The organism is Oerskovia sp. PE-21s, assembly GCF_056158145.1.
The window spans coordinates 225,502-243,376 of sequence record NZ_JBUXJM010000001.1; the positions used below are offsets into that span (position 1 = coordinate 225,502).

The following is a 17,875-nucleotide window of genomic DNA, read 5'->3' on the forward strand; positions in this document are numbered from 1 at the left end:
TCCTCCTAGCACGTAACGTGGACGATTCTGAAGCGCAACACGGGATCTGGCACCATTCTCCCCATGACCACCACGACTGACGAGCGCGAAGCCCCCCCGCGTTCCAGCGGCATCGACCGCTTCTTCAAGATCACCGAGCGCGGCTCGACCATCGGCGCCGAGATCCGTGGCGGTCTCGTCACGTTCTTCGCGATGTCCTACATCATCATCCTCAACCCGATCATCCTGGGGACGGCTCCTGACGGCACGGGGCAGTTCTTGGGCGGCGGCACGGACGGCGCGAACTTCCCGATGATCGCCGCGACCACGGCGCTCGTCGCGGGCATCATGACGATCGCGATGGGCGTCTTCGCGAACTACCCGATGGCTCTCGCGGCCGGTCTGGGCCTGAACGCGGTCGTGGCCTTCACGATCGCCTCGATCCCCGAGGTCACGTGGGCCGACGCGATGGGCATCGTCGTGATCGAGGGCCTCATCATCCTCGTGCTCGTCCTCACGGGCTTCCGGGAGGCGGTCTTCCGCGCGGTCCCGGTCGAGCTCAAGACGGCGATCAGCGTCGGCATCGGCCTGTTCATCGCGCTCGTCGGTCTGGTCAACGCCGGGTTCGTCGCCGCGGGCGGTGGCACGCCGCTCCAGCTCGGCGCGACCGGCTCGCTCGCGGGCTGGCCCATCCTCGTCTTCGTGGTGGGCCTGGTCCTCATGATCGTCCTGTGGGTCCGCAAGGTCCGTGGAGCGATCCTCATCTCGATCCTCGCCGCGACCGTCGTCGCGGTGGTGATCCAGGCGATCGCCGGGGTCGCCACCAAGGGCAGCGGTGCGACGAACGGCTGGAGCCTGAACGCGCCCGAGCTCGACGGCAGCCCGGTCGCGGTACCGGACTTCGGCCTGCTCGGTCAGTTCTCCCTCCTGGGGTCAATCGAGAAGGTCGGCATCGTCACGGTCGTCCTGCTCGTCTTCTCGCTGCTGCTCGCGGACTTCTTCGACACCATGGGCACCATGGTCGCGGTCGGCGCCGAGGGCAAGCTGCTCGACGAGACGGGCAACCCGCCGAAGTCGCGCGCGATCCTCATCGTCGACTCGGTCGCCGCAGCCGCCGGTGGCGCCGCGAGCGTCTCCTCCAACACGAGCTACGTCGAGTCCACGACCGGCGTGGGCGAAGGGGCGCGCACTGGTCTCGCGGCGGTCGTGACGGGCATCGCGTTCCTGCTGGCGACGTTCCTGTCTCCCCTCGTCGCCCTGGTCCCGAGCGAGGCCGCCGCGCCCGCCCTGGTCCTGGTCGGCTTCCTCATGATGACGCAGATCACGGGCATCAAGTGGACCAACGTCGAGGTCGCGATCCCCGCGTTCCTCACGATCGCCCTCATGCCGTTCACGTACTCGATCACGGCCGGCATCGGCGCCGGCTTCCTGGCCTTCGTGGTCATCAAGCTGGCGCTCGGCAAGGTCAAGGCGATCCACCCGCTCATGTGGGTCTCGGCCGTCGCGTTCATCATCTACTTCACCCTCGACCCGATCAGCGACGCCCTGGGCGTCTGACGTACGCTCACAGGCGATGAGCACCCCGATCCTGCGCCTGACGCCGACGCTCCAGTCCTACGACTGGGGATCGAGGAGCGCGCTGCACGCGCTCCTCGGGCTGGCGCAGGACGGGGAGCCCCTCGCCGAGCTGTGGATGGGGGCGCACCCGAAGGGCCCGTCGTCGGCTTCGGCCGACGGCGGGCCTTCGACGTCCCTCGCGGACATGATCCGCAACGACCCGCTCCAGATGCTGGGGCAGCGCGTTCTCGACGACTACGGTCCACGACTGCCCTACCTGCTGAAGGTGCTCGCCGCGGAGCGCGCGCTGTCGTTGCAGGTGCACCCGCAGCCGCACCGTGCCCGCGCGGGGTTCAACCGGGAGAACCGGCAGGGCGTCCCGCGGGAGTCGCCGGAGCGCAGCTTCCACGACGACCAGCACAAGCCCGAGATGGTCGTCGCGGTCTCGCGGTTCGAGGGCCTCTCGGGCTTCCGGCGACCTGAGCGGATCCTGGAGCTGTTGGGTGGGCTGCGCGGGGACCTGGTGACCAGCATGAGAGCGGCGCTCGAGGTCCAGCCCGCCGCGGCCGGTCTGCGAGAGGCGTTCACGCTCGCGCTGCGCGCGCGGACCTCTCCCGACGTCGCCGCGGACCTGGCGACGACGGTCGCCGACGTCGAGGCTCGCCTGGAGTCGGGAACGACGTCGCCCCGTGCCGACGCCACCGTGGTCTCGCTCGCGGAACAGCACCCCGGTGATCCCGGCGCACTGGTGTCGATGATGCTCAACAGGGTCACGCTCGAGCCGGGGGAGTCGATGTTCGTCCCGGCCGGGCACGTGCACGCCTACCTGTCGGGGTGCGCGGTCGAGGTCATGTCGAGCTCGGACAACGTGCTGCGCGCGGGACTGACCTCCAAGCACGTGGACGTCGAGTCGTTGCTGGCGTGCGTGAGCTATGCCCCGGGGCCGGCGGCTCGCCCGCGGATCCGGCGGCTGGTCGACGCTGCGTCGAGGAGCCACGACCGGCCGGCGGTGGACGGCGGGCTGCGCGAGTACCGGGCGTCGATCGCGGAGTTCGCGCTGGTCATGGGGGCGGTGAGCGCGGTGGGCGCCGAGGCCGTGGCTCTGCCGACCGAGGGGCCGCGGATCGTCCTCGCCCTGGACGGTCGCCTCGAGCTGGGGCGGGCAGAGGCGGACGGAGGTTCGCCCCGTGGCGCGGACGGGCGGGTGTTCCTGAGGCCGGGCGAGTCGGTCTTCGTCCCGCACGGCGCCGGCGCGCTGGACGTGCGAGGGGTGGGCGAGCTGGTGGTCGCCTACGTGCCGTGATCTCGCTCACTCCCCATTTCATTACTTAAGGTAATGAGTTAAGGTAAAGAGATGCCTCCTGCGGAACAGACCACGCCCTCGTCCCCCACGAAGGCGCAGTGTCGGCCCGCGACCCTCGGCGGTGACCTTCGTGTCGCCCTCACGCGCGTCTCGCGCGCCCTGCGCTCCCAGCGCGGTGGTGCCGACCTGCCCGAGGGCCAGTTCGGCGTCCTGACGGTGCTCCACAAGCACGGCGCGATGACCCCCGGCGCGCTCGCGACCCACGAGCGCATCCGCCCGCCGTCCATGACCCGCACCGTGAACGCGCTCGTCGAGCTGGGCCTGGTCCACAAGCTCGAGCACGACACCGACAAGCGGCTCGTCATGGTGGCCCTCACCGAGGCCGGCGTCCTCGAGGTCAAGGAGACCCGTCGCCGCCGCGACGCGTGGCTCACCCAGCAGCTGACCGACCTGACCCCCGACGAAAGAGAGACCTTGGCCCGCGCCAGTGACCTGTTGACCCGGATCGCCGCCCGATGAGCGCGACGTTCTCCTCCCTCAAGTACTTCAACTACCGCCTCTGGTTCGGGTCCGCGCTCGTCGCGAACATCGGCACCTGGATGCAGCGCATCGCGCAGGACTGGCTCGTCCTGACCGTCCTGACTGCGAACTCCGGTGTCGCCGTCGGCGTCATCACGGCGCTCCAGTTCGCGCCCGTCCTGGCGCTGTCCGCCTGGGCGGGCGTCCTCGCGGACCGGTTGCCCCGCCGCAAGATGCTCATGGCCACCCAGGGCGCCTCGGGCCTCCTCGCGCTCGGGCTCGGCGCGCTCGTGCTCTCGGGGCACGTCGAGCTGTGGCACGTCTACGGCTTCGCGCTCGCGCTCGGGTGCGTGTCCGCGCTCGACGGCCCGGTGCGCCAGACGTTCGTCGCGGAGATGGTGCCGAGCGACAAGCTGTCGAACGCCGTGGGCCTCAACAGCGCGTCGTTCAACGCGGCCCGGTTGATCGGCCCCGGCGTCGCCGGGCTGCTGATCGCCGCGGTGGGCACGGGCTGGGTCTTCATCATCAACGGCATCAGCTTCGGCGCGACCATCTTCGCGCTGTCGCGCATGCGGACCCGGGAGATGCACAAGCTGCCCAGCGCCTCGCGCGAGAAGGGGCAGATCCGTGAGGGCATCCGGTACGTGCGCGGCCGCTCCGACATCATCGTCATCATGGTCGTCCTGAGCGTCGTCTCGACCTTCGGGCTCAACTTCCAGCTCACGTCCGCGATGATGGCGCGCGTCGAGTTCGGGATGGGCGCGGGGGAGTACGGCATGCTCGGGTCGATCCTCGCGATCGGTTCGCTCACGGGGGCCCTGATGGCTGCCCGCCGGGAGCGGCCGCGCGTGCGGCTCGTGATCGGGTCGGCATTCGGCTTCGCGATCGCGACCGGGGTCATGGCGCTCATGCCGAGCTATACGACGTTCGCGATCGCGTGCATCCCTGTCGGGTTCATGTCGCTGACCATGATGACCGCGGCCAACACGACCATCCAGATGACGACCGACCCCGTGATGCGCGGACGCGTCATGTCCCTGTACATGATCGTGTTCCTGGGTGCGACGCCCGTCGGTGCACCGATCGTCGGCTGGATCGCCGAGGCTTACGGGCCCCGCTGGGCGATCGGGATCGGCTCCATCACGGCACTGCTCGTCTCCGTGGGGGCCGCGATCTGGGCCATGCGGAACTGGAAGTTCACCGTCAGCTATCGCGTGACCCAGCGCCCGCACCTCCTGGTCACCTATCCCGAGGGCGGTGCGGCCCGCCGGGTGGGGGCTCGCGGCGAGACGCGCAGCCGGCTCGGCGTGGACGACGCGGAGGACGCCGCGACGGCGGCATGACGGCTCCCGGCCCGACGGCGCCGCTCACCTGACGACGTCGCGTCGCCGGCGACGTCGCCCGGCCCGGAACGCACGACGCCCGCCCCGCCGTTCGTCGGCAGGGCGGGCGTCGTGCGTCGACGGGTCAGACCAGGGAGTCCACCACGAAGTCGATGCTTCGCGTGAGCAGCTCGACGTCCGCCGGCTCGATCGCGGGGAACATCCCGATGCGGAGCTGGTTGCGCCCGAGCTTGCGGTAGGGGAACACGTCGAGGATCCCGTTGGCACGCAGGGCGGCGATGACCTGTGCCGCGTCGACCGACTCGTCGAGGTCGATCGTCCCGACGACCGTGGACCGGTCCTCGGGGCGCGTCACGAAGGGGGTGGCCCAGTCGCGGGAGTCGGCCCAGGAGTACAGGGTCCGGGCCGACGACGCGGACCGGGCGCTCGCCCACCCGAGGCCGCCCTGCTCGTTGAGCCAGTCCACCTGCTCGGCGAACGTCACGAGCGTCGCGACCGCCGGGGTGTTGAGGGTCTGGTCCTGGCGGGAGTTCGTGATCGCCGCGCCGAGCGAGAGGAACTCGGGGACCCAGCGGTCACCGGACTCGATCTCCTGGGCGCGCGCGACGGCGTCGGGCGACATGATCGCGACCCACAGCCCGCCGTCGGACCCGAAGACCTTCTGCGGCGCGAAGTAGTAGACGTCCGTCTCCGCGAGGTCGACCGGGAGGGCGCCCGCGCCCGACGTCGCGTCGACCAGGGTGAGCGCCCCCTGCTCGCGGGAACCCGCGACACGGCGCACGGGGGCCATGGCCCCCGTCGAGGTCTCGTTGTGGGGCCAGGCGTAGACGTCGATCCCGTCCGCGGCCTCGGGGACGGCGACCGACCCCGGGGGAGCGGTGATGACCTGCGAGGCCTCGAGGAAGGGTGCACGCGTGGTCGCGGCCGCGAACTTGGCGCCGAACTCGCCGAACGCCGCGTGCTGGGCGCGCTCGCGCACCAGGCACAGCGTCGCGACGTCCCAGAACGCCGACGACCCGCCGTTGCCCAGGACGACCTCGTAGCCCTCCGGGGCGTCGAACAGGTCGGCGAGACCCGACCGGATCCGACCGACCAGGGACTTGACCGGTGCCTGACGGTGGGAGGTCCCCAGCAGGGACGTGCCCGCCTCCGTGAGCGCGCGGACCTGCGCCTCGCGAACCTTGGACGGGCCGCAGCCGAAGCGGCCGTCGCTAGGCAGCAGGTGCGGGGGGACGGTGATCTGGGTGGGCTCAGGCACGGGGCAACGATAGTCCGGCCTGGCGCGAACACCGCTCGCCGTCCACAATGTCGGTGGCTCGGACCTAAACTAGTGGTCAGCGGCCCGCCGGTGCGGCAGGTGCCCCCAAGCCCCCAAGCGACAGGAGCGCGACGTGACGGACCTGATCGACACCACCGAGATGTATCTGAAGACGGTCTACGAGCTGGACGAGGAGGGGATCGTCCCTCTGCGTGCGCGGATCGCGGAGCGGCTGGGTCATTCGGGTCCGACGGTCTCGCAGACGGTGGCGCGCATGGAGCGTGATGGTCTGGTCGTGGTGACGGGGGATCGTCATCTCGAGCTCACCCCGGACGGGCACGCCAAGGCGCAGCGGGTGATGCGTAAGCACCGGTTGGCGGAGCGGTTGTTGACGGACGTGATCAAGCTCGACTGGGAGTTCGTGCACGTCGAGGCGTGCCGGTGGGAGCACGTGATGAGCGAGCTCGTGGAGAAGCGGTTGATCGGTCTGCTGGACCACCCGCACCACGACCCGTACGGCAACCCGATCCCGGGCCTGTCGGAGCTGGGCGAGGACATCGTGGAGATCGAGTACCTCGACGGGGTCGTGTCGCTGCCCGCGTACGTGGCCGCGGCCGACCGTGCCGGGCGCGCGCCGGGCGCGCTGCGCGTGGTCGTCCAGCGCATCGCCGAGCCCCTGCAGACCGACACGGACCTGCTCGCGCGCCTGGCGGCCGCGGGCATCCTGCCCCGCCAGGAGGTCACGATCACCCCCGAGGCCGGGTCGTACACGGTTTCCGCGCAGGGCGCCGAGACCGTCCTGGACCTGCCCGACGACGTCGCGCGCCACCTCTTCGTCACCGCCCCCTGACCACCACCCACCCCAGCACACCCCACCGCCCCGCACCCCCACCCGGGATGCGGGGCGACGTGCGTCACGCGCCGGATGAGGCGAGGGTGCCGCCGCGCCCGAGGCAACGGTCTTGTGCCGGTTCGTCCCGTCGTTCCAGGGTGCTCCAGGACGTCGTGATGGGAACGTGACATTCACCCCAGGGTCGTGTACGTTCGGTTCTGCTTCACGGAAGACTCATTCGTCGAAGCCCTCGCGCGGAACGCCTAACCCTGTCACCGCGAGAGGAACACCACGACCCGCTGACAGGGACGGGGGACCCAAATTCGGGTACCGGCAACGGTGCCCTTGGGGTGAAGCCAGAAGGACCTCGGTCCGGACGGCCGGGTGATTCTCCCACCCGAACCCGACAGCTGACCTCGCAGGCGTCCAGGAGAGGTATCCAGTGAACGCAGTGACGAACGGCGCACGCCATCGTGCAGCACGGCGCCCGCTTTCCACCCTTGCTTCGGCGGCGACGGCTTCGTCCGTCGGCCGCCGCACCGCTGTCGTCGCTGCCTCGTCGGGACTCATCGTCTCGATGCTGGGCGGTACGGCTGCCAACGCAGCGCCGGTCGAGCAGGACTCGACCAAGCTCAACACCGTCGACCTGAACGCGCTCACGGCCCAGGCCCGCGCTGCGCTCGAGTCCGCCCCGGCCGTCACGGTCGCCGCCGAGGCCGGCTTCGCGATCGAGAGCGCGGCCGTCGCCGTGACCCCGGCGCCGGAGCCCGTCGTCGAGCGAGTCGTCCAGACGCGCGCCACGCAGACCCCGTCGCGCTCCAACGAGCGCGCCTCCGTCGCCGCCACCACGGCGACCACCGAGACGGCTGCGGCCGTCCAGGTCCCCGCCTCGGCAGCCGGCTCGTCGATCGTCTCGATCGCCAGCCGCTACGTGGGCGTCCCCTACGTCTACGGCGGCACGTCGCCCGACGGCTTCGACTGCTCGGGCTTCACCCAGTACGTCTTCGCCCAGGCCGGCATCAGCCTGCCCCGCACCTCGAGCGGCCAGGGCAGCGTCGGCACCAAGGTCTCGCGCGCCGAGGCCCAGCCCGGCGACCTGATCTGGACCCCCGGTCACATCTCGATCTACGCCGGTGACGGCATGCAGATCGACGCGCCGCGCCCCGGCAAGACGATCCAGATCCGTCAGATCTGGCAGTCGAACCCGACGTTCATCCGCGTCGCCTGAGACCCCCTGGACGAGCGGAGAAGCTGCCGCCACCCAGCTGAGAACCCCGTCCTTCCGCTTCGTGCGGGAGGGCGGGGTTTCTTGCGTCGGCCGTGCCTCGCGGCGCGCGCGTGCCGGTGTGACTTTGCCAGTTCTTTCGATAGGTTTGTCTCAGGATGGACGTTTGCCCTCGGAAGGAGACGGAACCATGACCCGTGCGGAGATCGTGCTCGTCGGCGTCGACGGATCGAGCCCCAGCCTGCACGCGCTGGACTGGGCGGCCGCGTACGCCCGCCAGGTCGGTTGGCCACTGCACGTCGTGTGCTCGTACTCGCTCCCCTCCTTCACCGCGGCCTCGCTCGACGGCGGCTACGCGGCGCTGGACGACACCGCGATCCAGGAGGGGGCCAAGGCCGTCCTCGCCGAGGCCACCCAGCGTGCCGAGGCCGCGGGCGTGAGGACGACCGCCGCGATCGCCACGGGCGACGCCGCCGGGGTGCTCGTCGAGCTCTCGAAGGACTACGGCCTGGTCGTGGTCGGCACGAGGGGACGCGGAGGCTTCACGGAGCGTCTCCTGGGCACCGTGTCCTCGGCGCTCCCCGCCCACTCGAGGTGCCCCACGGTCGTGGTGCCGCTCAAGAACGGACCGGGCGACGACGACACGCTTCCTGCCGTCAACCCGCTCAAGCGGATCGTGGTGGGCGTCGACGGGTCGCCGTCGGCCGACATCGCGCTCCGGCACGCGATCAAGCAGGCCCGGGCATGGGGGGCCGAGCTCGTCGCGGTGGCGGGCGTCCCCGTGGGTGCGGGAGCGGGGCTCCTCGCGTGGCTGCCGGCCTCGATCGACCACCAGCAGGTGCTCGACGACATCACCGAGGGACTCAACGTCATCGTGGACAGGCACGAGGCCGAGAACCCCGACGTCACGATCAAGCGCATCGTGCTCGACGGCACCGGTGCCGAGCTGCTCACGGAGTTCTCGACGGCGTCGGACCTCATCGTGGTCGGCTCGCGCGGGCGCGGCGGCTTCACGGGACTTCTCCTGGGGTCGACGAGCCAGGCGGTGCTGCACCACTCGGCGTGCCCGGTGATGGTCGTGACCAAGCGCTGCGAGGACGACTCGGCACCGACGGTGGACGACCCGGCCCGCTGACCGTCGTCGAAGGACCCGTCCGAGCGGGCGTGACCTCGAGGTCACGCCCGCTCCGGCACGCCGGGGCGCTCCTGGGTCAGTTGCGCGTCCGGTACAGGTGCATCGTGATCGGCGCGAAGATCGCCGTGAGCACGACCGAGACCAGGAGCACCCAGCCGATCTGGTCGAACGTCGCCGTGCCGGCCATCAGGGCTCGCACCGCGGTGGCCAGGTGGCTCACGGGGTTGATCTCCGCCCAAGCCTTGAGCCCCGAGGGCATCGTGTCGGGGTTCACGAAGATGTTCGACGCGAACGTCAAGGGCATGAGGACGAGCATCGAGACGCCCATGACGGCGTTGGGCGTCCGCATGACGAGGCCGAGGATCGTGAAGATCCAGCTGATCGCGAACGCGAACACCAGCAGCAGGGCCACGGCCAGCAGGACGCCGACCACACCGCCGTCGGGCCGGAAGCCGATCGCCAGCCCCAGCCCGACCGTGATCGCCGAGGCGATCGTGTAGCGGACGGTGTCGCCCAGGAGCGCCCCGACGATCGGGGCGGGGCGCCAGATGGGCAACGAGCGGAACCTGTCGAAGACGCCCTTGGTGATGTCGGTGTTGAGCGTGAAGCCCGTGTAGACCGTGATGATCAGGACGGTCTGGACCAGGATCCCGGGCAGCAGGTACTGCAGGTACGTCTCGGGGTCACCGGCGATCGCGCCGCCGAACAGGTACGTGAACATGAGCGTGAAGATGATCGGCGTGAGCGTGACGTCGAAGAGCTGCTCCGGTACGTGCTTGATCTTGAGCAGCGCCCGCCACGCGAACGTCAGGGTGTTCGCGAGCGGCGAAGGTCGCGTCGGGTGCTGGTCGATCGCGATCGCCGCGCGCAGGACCTGCGCCTCCGGCGTCGTGATCACCTCGGTCTGAGTCGCGGCCATCAGGCCACCTCCCCGTTGCTGGTGCTGTCGTCGCTGTGACGGAGGCCGTCCCGGGGGCTGCCGTCGGCGCCCGGACCGTTGCCCTCGGCACCCGGGCGATCGTCGTCGTCCTCGTCGACGGGCTGCCCCGTGAGGGCCAGGAACACCTCGTCGAGGCTCGGCTGCCCCAGCGTGAACTCGGGCACCGCGATCCCGGCGTCCGCGAGCGCGGGCAGGAGCTGCGCCGCGAGGTCCGCGCCGTCGTCGGGCACGCGCGCGGAGAACGCGTACGGGTCCTGGGCGAGCGCGACCTCCGCGCCGAGCACCCGCTCGACGATCTCCGCTGCCCGGCCGCGGTCGCCCGACGAGGCCAGGCGCAGTGTCACCGAGCCCTCGCCGACCGAGCGCTTGAGCTCGGTCGCGGTGCCCTCCGCGATGACCTTGCCGTGGTCGATCACCGCGATCCGGTCCGCGAGCTGGTCGGCCTCCTCGAGGTACTGGGTCGTGAGCAGGACCGTGGCGCCGTCGGCCACGAGGACGCGGACGATGTCCCACACCTGGTTGCGGCTGCGGGGGTCCAGGCCGGTCGTGGGCTCGTCGAGGAACAGCACGCGCGGGCTCATGACGAGGCTCGCGGCGAGGTCGATGCGGCGGCGCATGCCGCCCGAGTACGTCTTGACGGGCCGGTTCGCCGCCTCGGCGATGCCGAAGGCCTCCATGAGGTCCAGGGCCCGGCGCTTCGCGGCGAGCGTCGTGAAGCCGTACAGGCGCGCGATGACGACGAGGTTCTCCGCGCCCGTGAGGTCCTCGTCGACCGAGGCGTACTGGCCGGTGAGCCCGACGAGCGAGCGGACGGCGTCGGGCTGGGTGAGGACGTCGTGGCCCAGGACGTGGGCCGTGCCCGCGTCGGGACGCAGGAGGGTCGTCAGCATGCGGACGGCCGTGGTCTTGCCCGCGCCGTTGGGGCCCAGGACGCCGTAGACGGTGCCGGTCGGGACGGCGAGGTCGATCCCGTCGACGGCCCGGGTCTCCTTGAAGTGCTTGACGAGGCCGCGGGCCTCGATCGCGAGATCTGGTGCGCTGGTCATGCGTGCTCCCTCGGTGGGTGGTGCACGGGTCTGTCCAGTGTTCGACCGCTCGGGGCGTGGGAACTCATCGGTGCCGTGGGCGGCCGGGCGAGACCTCCATCATGCGACGACGGGCGGCCGCGGACCAGGGGTCCGGGGCCGCCCGTCGGGAGCGGTGCGGTGAGGACGTGTCAGACGAGCGTCAGGCCGCAGCCTTCTCCGCCGCTGCGAGCAGCACGCACGTCGCCACGCCGTCGATCGCAACCCGGACCTCGTCGAGCGGGGGCAGGGTCGGGGCGAGGCGGATGTTGGCGTCGTGGGGGTCCTTGCCGTACGGGAAGGTCGCGCCCGCGGGGGTCAGGGCGATCCCCGCCTCCTTGGCGAGCTGGACGACGCGTGCCGCGGTGCCGGGCACGACGTCGAGCGACACGAAGTAGCCGCCGAGGGGCGCGGTCCAGGACGCGCCGGAGCCCGTCCCCAGGCGCTCGCGCAGGATCGTGTCGACGGCCTCGAACTTGGGCGCGATCACGTCCCGGTGCTTGCGCATGTGGGCGCGCACGCCCTCGGCGTCGCCGAAGAACTGGGCGTGGCGGAGCTGGTTGATCTTGTCCGGGCCGATCGACTGGGCCGCGAGGTGCTTCTTGTACCAGGTGATGTTGGCCGGGGAGGCGCCCAGGAACGCGACACCTGCTCCGGGGAACGTGATCTTGGAGGTCGACGCGTAGAGCAGCACGCGGTCCGGGTTCCCGGCCTCGGCGGCCAGGGCCAGGGCGGGCGCGGACTCGGTCTCGACGTCCGTGAGGTGGTGCACCGCGTACGCGTTGTCCCACATGATGCGGAAGTCGGGGGCTGCGGCGGGCATCGAGACGAGTCGCTCGGCGACCTCGCGCGAGACCACGGACCCGTCCGGGTTCGCGTAGGTCGGCACGACCCACATGCCCTTGATGCTCGGGTCGTCCGCGACGAGCGCGGCGACGGCCTCGGCATCGGGACCGTCGGCCGTCATGGGGACCGTGACCATCTCGATGCCGAACGCCTCGCACAGCGCGAAGTGGCGGTCGTAGCCCGGCACGGGGCACACGAAACGCACCTTCTCCTCGCGCGACCAGGGACGCGGCGAGCCGGGCAGGCCGAACAGCATCGCGAACGCGAGCGTGTCGTGCATGAGCGTGAGGCTCGCGTTGCCGCCCGCGAGGAGCTGGGCGACGGGCACGTCGAGGAGCTCGGCGAAGATCCGGCGGATCTGCGGCAGGCCGTCGAGCCCGCCGTAGTTGCGCACGTCGGTGCCGTCGGCGTCCGTGACCGTTCCTGCGCCCGGCAGTGCCAGGAGGGCGTCGGAGAGGTCGAGCTGCTCGGCGGAGGGCTTGCCGCGCGTCAGGTCGAGCTTCAGGCCGAGGGACTGCAGGTCGGTGTAGGCCTGCTGCCACTCGGCGAGGCGGGTGGAGGTGTCAGAGGCAGGAGTGGTCACCCTCCGGACTCTACCGATCTGCGGCGAGCTGCGTCAGTGCGTCACGCAGAGCGGCCATCCCGAGGTCGAGGTCTGGACGGTCGATCACGAGCGGGGGTGCGAGGCGGATGGTCGAGCCGTGCGTGTCCTTGGCCAGGACGCCCCGCGCGAGCAGCGCTTCGCACAGGTCCCGGCCCGTCCCACGGGCCGGGTCGAGGTCGATCCCCGCCCACAGCCCGACGCCTCGGACACCGGTCAGCAGCCCGTCATCGACCAGGCTCGCGAGCCGTGCGTGCAGGTGCGCCCCCAGGTCGCGGGCGCGCGCCTGGTGCTCGCCCGTCTCGAGGAGGCCGACGACCGCGAGGCCCACCGCGCACGCGAGCGGGTTGCCGCCGAACGTCGACCCGTGGGTCCCGGGTGTCAGGACGCCCAGGACGTCGCTGCTGCCGACGACCGCCGACACGGGCACGACGCCCCCGCCGAGAGCCTTGCCGAGCGTCACGAGGTCCGGCGTCACGTCCCAGAGCTCGCACGCGAGCGTGGTCCCGGTCCGGCCGAGCCCGGACTGGATCTCGTCCGCGATCAGCAGGACGCCACGCTCGTCGCACACGCGGCGCAGGGTCGGCCAGTAGTCGTCCGGGGGCACGACGACGCCGGACTCCCCCTGGATCGGTTCCATGAGGACGGCCACGGTGGTCTCGTCGATCGCGTCGGCCACGGCTTGCGCGTCGCCGTAGGGCACGAGGCGGAACCCGGGCGTGAACGGGTCGTAGCCGTCGCGCGCGTCGGGGTCGTCGGAGAACGACACGATCGTCGTGGTGCGCCCGTGGAAGTTCCCGCGCCCGACGACGATGCTCGCCCGCCCGGCCGGCACGCCCTTGACCTCGTAGCCCCACTTGCGGGCGATCTTGATCGCGGTCTCGACGGCCTCGGCGCCGGTGTTCATGGGGACCATCATCGGGGTCGCGCCCGGGCCGCCGCCCTTGACCAGCGGACCGACGAGTCGCGTCAGACGGTCCGCGAACGGGTGCAGCAGGTCGTGGTCGAAAGCACGCGAGGTCAGGGTCACGCGTCCGAGCTGCTCGGTCGCCGCCTCGATCAGCGCGGGGTGGCGGTGCCCGAAGTTCAGCGCCGAGTACCCGGCGAGCAGGTCGAGGTAGCGCCGACCGTCGACGTCGGTGACCCAGGCGCCCTCGCCCGTCGCGACCGTCACGGGCAACGGGTGGTAGTTGTGCGCGAGGTGGTCGGTCGCGCGGGACGAGGCCTCCACGTCGATCGGCTGGACCGTGCTCATGAGCGGATCTCCAGCGTGCAGCACTTGGCGCCGCCACCGCCGCGCAGGAGCTCGGAGGTGTCCACGGCGATCGTCTCGTAGCCGCGCTCCGAGAGCGCTCCGGCGAAGTGGGTCGCGGCGGGGGAGTGGACCACGTGGAGACCGTCGCTCACGGCGTTGAGCCCGAGCACCAGCGCGTCGGCCTCGGTCGCGTGGTGCGCGTCGGGGAACCGCTCGGCCAGGAGCTCCTGGGACGCGGGCGAGAAGGCCGGCGGGTAGTACGCGAGGTCCACGGTCGCGTCGGCTGCGGGGCGGGGCGCACCGGGGCGCGGTGGGTCGGCGGGGTGAGCGGCGCCGTCGGGCTGGGGCGTGAGGAACGGCGGCGGCGTACCGCTCGGCGCGACGCGTGGAGCACCCTCGCTGCCGCGCAGGACGACGAGCGCGGTGTCGAGGTGGTAGAAGCGCGGGTCGACGAGCTCGAGCGTGACGACCTCGCGGTCCCAGAGGCTCGCGGCCTCCTGGTGCGCGCTGCGCTCGGTGCGGAACCCCGTGCCGGCGAGGACGACGTCGCCCGCGACGAGGAGGTCGCCCTCGCCCTCGTTGACGTGGTCGGCCGAGTGGGTCACGTACCCGCGGTCGGCGAACCACTTGAGGTAGGCCGGCCCCTCGGGGGCGCGCTCGGGGTGGCGGAACAGCGCCGAGTAGACGAGGCCGTCGACGACGGTCGCGCCGTTGGCCGCGTAGACCATGTCGGGCAGGCCGGGCTCGGGGTCGATCTGCTCGACGCGGTGCCCGAGGTCGAGGAAGACGTCGCGCAGGCGCTCCCACTGGGAGACGGCGAGCGCGGTGTCGACCGGCAGCGCGCGGTCCATCCACGGGTTGATCTCGTAGCTGACCGTGAAGTACGTGGGGCGGCACATCAGGTAGTGCCGGGGGACCTGCGTGGGTCCCGGGGTGCTGGTCGTCATCTGCGCCTCTGTCTGGTCCGGTGCGGGCGTGGGACGTGCGACGGTGCGGGGTGTGCGTCGTTGCACGGTGACTGCTGAGCGACTGCCGGTCCCGGGGTGCGAGCGCCGCCGGGCCTTCCCGTCACTGTACGACCTGGACGGTATCTCGCGCGGCCTCCGCGACCTGATCGAGATCCGGGGTTGACTATCGATACGTCAACGATATATCTTTAACTCATCGACGCGGAGAGTGCGGACAGACCGCACGGCGTCGAGGACCCGGATGCCAGGCCGAGGGCCCGTCGGAGACACCGACGAGAACCCGCCCGCACCCGCCCCCGAGCCATCGCTCGGCCCGCCCCTGCGGAGGGGCACCCACAGACAGACGGACTCGTCAGGAGACACCCCATGCGTACCCCCCACCAGCACCCAGATGCTTCCCGCCCGCCCCGCGACCGCTCCGGCCGCGCAGGCATCTTCGACCCCTCCGGGGGCCGACCCCGTCGCCGACGCGACGACTTCCCCCAGCCCGAGGGCTTCGGACCCGACGTTGGGGGCGACTTCCCCGGTGCCCCGCGCGGCCGTCGAGGCGGTCGTCCTGACGGCACCGGCCGTCCCGACGGCTCCGGTCGTCCTGACGGTTCCGGCCGTCTCGACGGGCACCACGACGGTCATCACGACCACCCAGGTCACCACGGCCACGACGAGCGGTTCGACGACCGCTTCGAGGGCCGCGGCCCCCGCGGGCACCGCGGCGGTCCGGGAGGTGGCCCCGGTGGCGGGCGCGGTCGCGGACACCGTGGCCCCGGCGGTCGTGGACCGGGCGGTCGTGCCGGACGCGGCGACATCCGTGCCGCTGTCCTGCTCCTCCTCGCTGAGCAGCCCATGCACGGCTACCAGGTCATCCAGGAGATCGGCGAGCGCACCTCGGGTGCGTGGCGGCCGAGCCCCGGGGCGATCTACCCGGCGCTGAGCCTGCTCGAGGACGAGGGCCTCGTGACCATCACGGCCGAGGGCGGGCGCAAGCTCGCGAGCCTCACCGACGACGGTCGCACCTATGTCACCGAGCACGCCGACGAGCTCGGCACGCCGTGGCAGGATGCCGCCGACGGCGGTGTCCGCCCGGCCCGTCAGCTCCGCGGCGCGCTCCAGCAGGTCGCCGAGGCGCTCCGGCAGGTCGCGCGGTCCGGTTCGGACGAGCAGACGGCCCAGGCCGTGGCGCTCCTCGAGCGCACGCGCCGCGAGCTCTACCTGATCCTCGCGGGCCCGGCCGAGACGCCCGAGTCGCAGGCACCGGCGGCCGAGACGCCGCCGACCCCGGAGTCCCCGACCCCGGAGGCCTGACCCCCACGGTGCCGAACATGCGGTTGGCGTCGGAATCCAGTCGGATTCCGACGCCAACCGCATGTTCGGCCGACGCCAACCGCATGCTGGGCACCGGCACCGGCACCGGCACCGTGGAGGGGCTCGGCCTCAGCCTCAGCCCCGGGCCACGATCCGGTCCAGACGGCGCAGCGACAGCCGGATCATGAGGTCCAGCACGCGCGCGGCGAACGGGGCCGTCACGGCCCTGGGCAGCGGGCCGGCGAGGTACACGTCCTCCCACCAGGTCACGGCGCACCGGGCGACCGGCTCGTGCGGCGACGCGGCGGGCAGGTGATGGCCGGCGAGGGGCACGACGACGATCCCCGCCTCCCCGAGCAGCGCCGGCCCGAGCTTCAGGTAGGTCGCGCGACCTGCCTGTCCCTCGGCCCCCGGCGGCTCCCACCGCGTGATCCGCATCCGGTCGGGGAAGCCCGGCGCACCCTGCGGGGCGAACGGTCCCGAGACCATCGTGAACTCGGCCCCGACCCCGGGCCGCCAGGTCGTCGCAGGCACCGGTGAGCCACCGGCCCCGTGGAACACACCGCGGCTGAGCGGCACCCACCGCGGGTGCGTCCGTACGTCCGCGACGAGCGCGAACGCGCGCTCGGCGCTGATCGGGAGCACGTGCGTGAGCTCGACGCGGCCGGGGGTGCGAACCCCCGCCTGGTCCCCAGGCGTCACGAGGACTTCTTGGGGCGGCGCCACCGCACCGACCGGATGCCCCGTGGCGGGCCGTCCGCCCCGGTCCTGCCTCCGGCCCGTCGTGCGGCGGCTCGCTCGGCGACCTCGTCGACCACTCCCGGTCCCGCACCGGACACCGGGGCGTCGACGATGCCGAACCGGTCGGTAGGTGCGGGGACGAGCAGCGGGGGAGCGGAGCCGTCGGGCACCTCGACGACCTCCAGCACGGGCCGGAACCCCAGGGGCGGCGGACCGAAGGCCCGCCTCGTCTGACTGATCACGGTCTTGCCGAGGGCCCGCGATCCCGCGACCCCCACGACCGCACCCACGCCGAACGGCACGAGCCGCCCGATCGCGAGGCCGCCGTGCTTGACCATCTGCGTGCGCAGGAACTTGTTGGTCAGGGCCTTGTTGACCTGCTTGATCGTGCTCGACGGCATGCTCGTCATGAGGACCTTGCCCCAGGCCATGGCGGACCCGCCCACAGCCTTCTCGACCTGCTGCGATCCCTTGTCCCCGAGGACCGACGCGAGGAGGAGGGCGCGGCGGCGCGCGGCGTCGTCGACCTCGAAGCCGTACACGTCCGCGACCGCGAGCGAGAACGCCGCCGAGGACCCGAAGTACGTCACGACGTCGCTCGCGGTCAGCGCGATGCCCACGCCCGTGCCGACGGCAGGGAAGGCCGCGGCCGCCCCCACCGCGCCGCCGGCCGTCCCGATGACCATGAGGTACTCGCGCTCGAGGATGCCGATGATCTGCGCGGGGGTCGCGTGCGGGTTGCGGCGGCGCAGGCCGTCGACGTGCGCATGGATGGCCGACGACGGGATGGTGACCGCCTTGTCCAGGGCGGCGTCGAGCAGGGGTGTGCCGCGCAGGTCTCCCCAGTCGTCGGTCGGCGCCCCCTCGGGGACGTCCTGGACGGCCGTCAGGCGCGTGTGCGGCTGCGGCACGGGTCGTACGCTGTCCGACGTTCCCCAGACGGCCATCTGGGCGTCGGTGTCCTTCTTCTTGCGACCCATCGGACGACTCCCTCCTGTGGCTCCTGG

At 71.8% G+C, this 17,875-nt stretch carries 16 protein-coding genes and 1 riboswitch; of the genes, 8 read left to right on the forward strand and 8 right to left on the reverse strand.

From position 1 onward, the window contains the following. The first annotated feature begins 63 nt into the window (after window positions 1–63). From ACZDYF_RS00955 to ACZDYF_RS00970, 4 genes are read left to right on the forward strand one after another with little or no spacing between them, the layout of a single operon-like run. Window positions 64–1,536, forward strand: coding sequence for an NCS2 family permease (locus tag ACZDYF_RS00955; RefSeq protein WP_191789493.1), 1,473 nt, complete (start codon window positions 64–66; stop codon window positions 1,534–1,536). A gap of 16 nt (window positions 1,537–1,552) precedes the next feature. Continuing rightward, a complete protein-coding gene (gene manA, locus ACZDYF_RS00960; protein ID WP_475051921.1) occupies window positions 1,553–2,839 on the forward strand; it encodes a mannose-6-phosphate isomerase, class I in 1,287 nt (428 codons plus the stop codon). A 51-nt stretch (window positions 2,840–2,890) separates the two neighbouring features. Continuing rightward, the gene (locus ACZDYF_RS00965) at window positions 2,891–3,358 is read left to right on the forward strand and encodes a MarR family winged helix-turn-helix transcriptional regulator (protein ID WP_204809811.1); all 468 of its coding nucleotides are present in this window, start codon (window positions 2,891–2,893) and stop codon (window positions 3,356–3,358) included. Continuing rightward, a complete protein-coding gene (locus ACZDYF_RS00970) occupies window positions 3,355–4,701 on the forward strand; it encodes an MFS transporter (RefSeq protein ID WP_191789490.1) in 1,347 nt (448 codons plus the stop codon). Before ACZDYF_RS00965 ends, ACZDYF_RS00970 begins: the two co-directional genes overlap by 4 nt. 124 nt (window positions 4,702–4,825) lie before the next feature. Here the strand turns inward: ACZDYF_RS00970 and serC are convergent, their stop codons facing one another. Continuing rightward, the gene (gene serC, locus ACZDYF_RS00975) at window positions 4,826–5,959 is read right to left on the reverse strand and encodes a phosphoserine transaminase (protein ID WP_475051927.1); all 1,134 of its coding nucleotides are present in this window, start codon (window positions 5,957–5,959) and stop codon (window positions 4,826–4,828) included. Between the two features lie 133 nt (window positions 5,960–6,092). Between serC and ACZDYF_RS00980 the strand changes: the two genes are divergently transcribed. The 3 genes from ACZDYF_RS00980 to ACZDYF_RS00990 all read left to right on the forward strand — a co-directional run bounded on the left by ACZDYF_RS00980 (window position 6,093) and on the right by ACZDYF_RS00990 (window position 9,151). Beyond that, complete coding sequence (locus ACZDYF_RS00980; RefSeq protein ID WP_475051931.1) at window positions 6,093–6,809, forward strand: iron-dependent transcriptional repressor DtxR; 717 nt, start codon at window positions 6,093–6,095, stop codon at window positions 6,807–6,809. Between the two features lie 259 nt (window positions 6,810–7,068). Beyond that, window positions 7,069–7,231, forward strand: a riboswitch (cyclic di-AMP (ydaO/yuaA leader). Window positions 7,232–7,368: 137 nt separating this feature from the next. Further along, the gene (locus ACZDYF_RS00985) at window positions 7,369–8,019 is read left to right on the forward strand and encodes a C40 family peptidase (RefSeq protein ID WP_364074252.1); all 651 of its coding nucleotides are present in this window, start codon (window positions 7,369–7,371) and stop codon (window positions 8,017–8,019) included. Between the two features lie 187 nt (window positions 8,020–8,206). Then, window positions 8,207–9,151 carry a universal stress protein gene (locus ACZDYF_RS00990; protein WP_475051939.1) on the forward strand — a complete coding sequence of 315 codons (945 nt, stop codon included), beginning with the start codon at window positions 8,207–8,209 and terminating at the stop codon, window positions 9,149–9,151. A 76-nt stretch (window positions 9,152–9,227) separates the two neighbouring features. Here the strand turns inward: ACZDYF_RS00990 and ACZDYF_RS00995 are convergent, their stop codons facing one another. From ACZDYF_RS00995 to ACZDYF_RS01015, 5 genes are all read right to left on the reverse strand, one after another. Further along, window positions 9,228–10,070, reverse strand: coding sequence for an ABC transporter permease (locus ACZDYF_RS00995; RefSeq protein WP_475051946.1), 843 nt, complete (start codon window positions 10,068–10,070; stop codon window positions 9,228–9,230). Continuing rightward, window positions 10,070–11,137 (reverse strand): ATP-binding cassette domain-containing protein, encoded by a 1,068-nt coding sequence (locus ACZDYF_RS01000; protein ID WP_475051951.1) that lies wholly within the window; start codon window positions 11,135–11,137, stop codon window positions 10,070–10,072. The genes ACZDYF_RS00995 and ACZDYF_RS01000 overlap by 1 nt, the downstream gene beginning before the upstream one ends. 181 nt (window positions 11,138–11,318) lie before the next feature. Further along, window positions 11,319–12,584: an aspartate aminotransferase type Ic gene (locus tag ACZDYF_RS01005; protein WP_475051953.1), complete on the reverse strand. Its 1,266-nt coding sequence runs from the start codon at window positions 12,582–12,584 to the stop codon at window positions 11,319–11,321. Window positions 12,585–12,594: 10 nt separating this feature from the next. After that, window positions 12,595–13,857, reverse strand: a complete 1,263-nt coding sequence (rocD, locus tag ACZDYF_RS01010; RefSeq protein WP_475051956.1) for an ornithine--oxo-acid transaminase — start codon at window positions 13,855–13,857, stop codon at window positions 12,595–12,597. Continuing rightward, complete coding sequence (locus ACZDYF_RS01015; RefSeq protein WP_475051963.1) at window positions 13,854–14,804, reverse strand: dimethylarginine dimethylaminohydrolase family protein; 951 nt, start codon at window positions 14,802–14,804, stop codon at window positions 13,854–13,856. The genes rocD and ACZDYF_RS01015 overlap by 4 nt, the downstream gene beginning before the upstream one ends. 387 nt (window positions 14,805–15,191) lie before the next feature. On the opposite strand from ACZDYF_RS01015, the gene ACZDYF_RS01020 reads away from it, so the two are divergent. Further along, the gene (locus ACZDYF_RS01020) at window positions 15,192–16,127 is read left to right on the forward strand and encodes a PadR family transcriptional regulator (RefSeq protein ID WP_475051969.1); all 936 of its coding nucleotides are present in this window, start codon (window positions 15,192–15,194) and stop codon (window positions 16,125–16,127) included. Window positions 16,128–16,262: 135 nt separating this feature from the next. Here ACZDYF_RS01020 and ACZDYF_RS01025 read toward each other — a convergent pair whose 3' ends face one another. Further along, window positions 16,263–16,829, reverse strand: a complete 567-nt coding sequence (locus tag ACZDYF_RS01025) for an SRPBCC family protein (protein ID WP_475051972.1) — start codon at window positions 16,827–16,829, stop codon at window positions 16,263–16,265. Continuing rightward, window positions 16,826–17,848, reverse strand: coding sequence for a hypothetical protein (locus tag ACZDYF_RS01030; RefSeq protein WP_475051974.1), 1,023 nt, complete (start codon window positions 17,846–17,848; stop codon window positions 16,826–16,828). The genes ACZDYF_RS01025 and ACZDYF_RS01030 overlap by 4 nt, the downstream gene beginning before the upstream one ends. Window positions 17,849–17,875: the final 27 nt, after the last annotated feature.

What these genes read in the sequence shown, in the direction of transcription:
- ACZDYF_RS00995 (WP_475051946.1), bottom strand. Translation starts at nt 10,070, where the DNA reads ATGGCCGCGACTCAGACCGAGGTGATCACGACGCCGGAGGCGCAGGTC.
- ACZDYF_RS00970 (WP_191789490.1), top strand. Translation starts at nt 3,355, where the DNA reads ATGAGCGCGACGTTCTCCTCCCTCAAGTACTTCAACTACCGCCTCTGG.
- manA (WP_475051921.1), top strand. Translation starts at nt 1,553, where the DNA reads ATGAGCACCCCGATCCTGCGCCTGACGCCGACGCTCCAGTCCTACGAC.
- ACZDYF_RS01020 (WP_475051969.1), top strand. Translation starts at nt 15,192, where the DNA reads ATGCGTACCCCCCACCAGCACCCAGATGCTTCCCGCCCGCCCCGCGAC.
- rocD (WP_475051956.1), bottom strand. Translation starts at nt 13,857, where the DNA reads ATGAGCACGGTCCAGCCGATCGACGTGGAGGCCTCGTCCCGCGCGACC.
- ACZDYF_RS00990 (WP_475051939.1), top strand. Translation starts at nt 8,207, where the DNA reads ATGACCCGTGCGGAGATCGTGCTCGTCGGCGTCGACGGATCGAGCCCC.
- ACZDYF_RS00985 (WP_364074252.1), top strand. Translation starts at nt 7,369, where the DNA reads ATGCTGGGCGGTACGGCTGCCAACGCAGCGCCGGTCGAGCAGGACTCG.
- ACZDYF_RS01015 (WP_475051963.1), bottom strand. Translation starts at nt 14,804, where the DNA reads ATGACGACCAGCACCCCGGGACCCACGCAGGTCCCCCGGCACTACCTG.
- ACZDYF_RS00965 (WP_204809811.1), top strand. Translation starts at nt 2,891, where the DNA reads ATGCCTCCTGCGGAACAGACCACGCCCTCGTCCCCCACGAAGGCGCAG.
- ACZDYF_RS01030 (WP_475051974.1), bottom strand. Translation starts at nt 17,848, where the DNA reads ATGGGTCGCAAGAAGAAGGACACCGACGCCCAGATGGCCGTCTGGGGA.
- ACZDYF_RS00955 (WP_191789493.1), top strand. Translation starts at nt 64, where the DNA reads ATGACCACCACGACTGACGAGCGCGAAGCCCCCCCGCGTTCCAGCGGC.
- ACZDYF_RS01000 (WP_475051951.1), bottom strand. Translation starts at nt 11,137, where the DNA reads ATGACCAGCGCACCAGATCTCGCGATCGAGGCCCGCGGCCTCGTCAAG.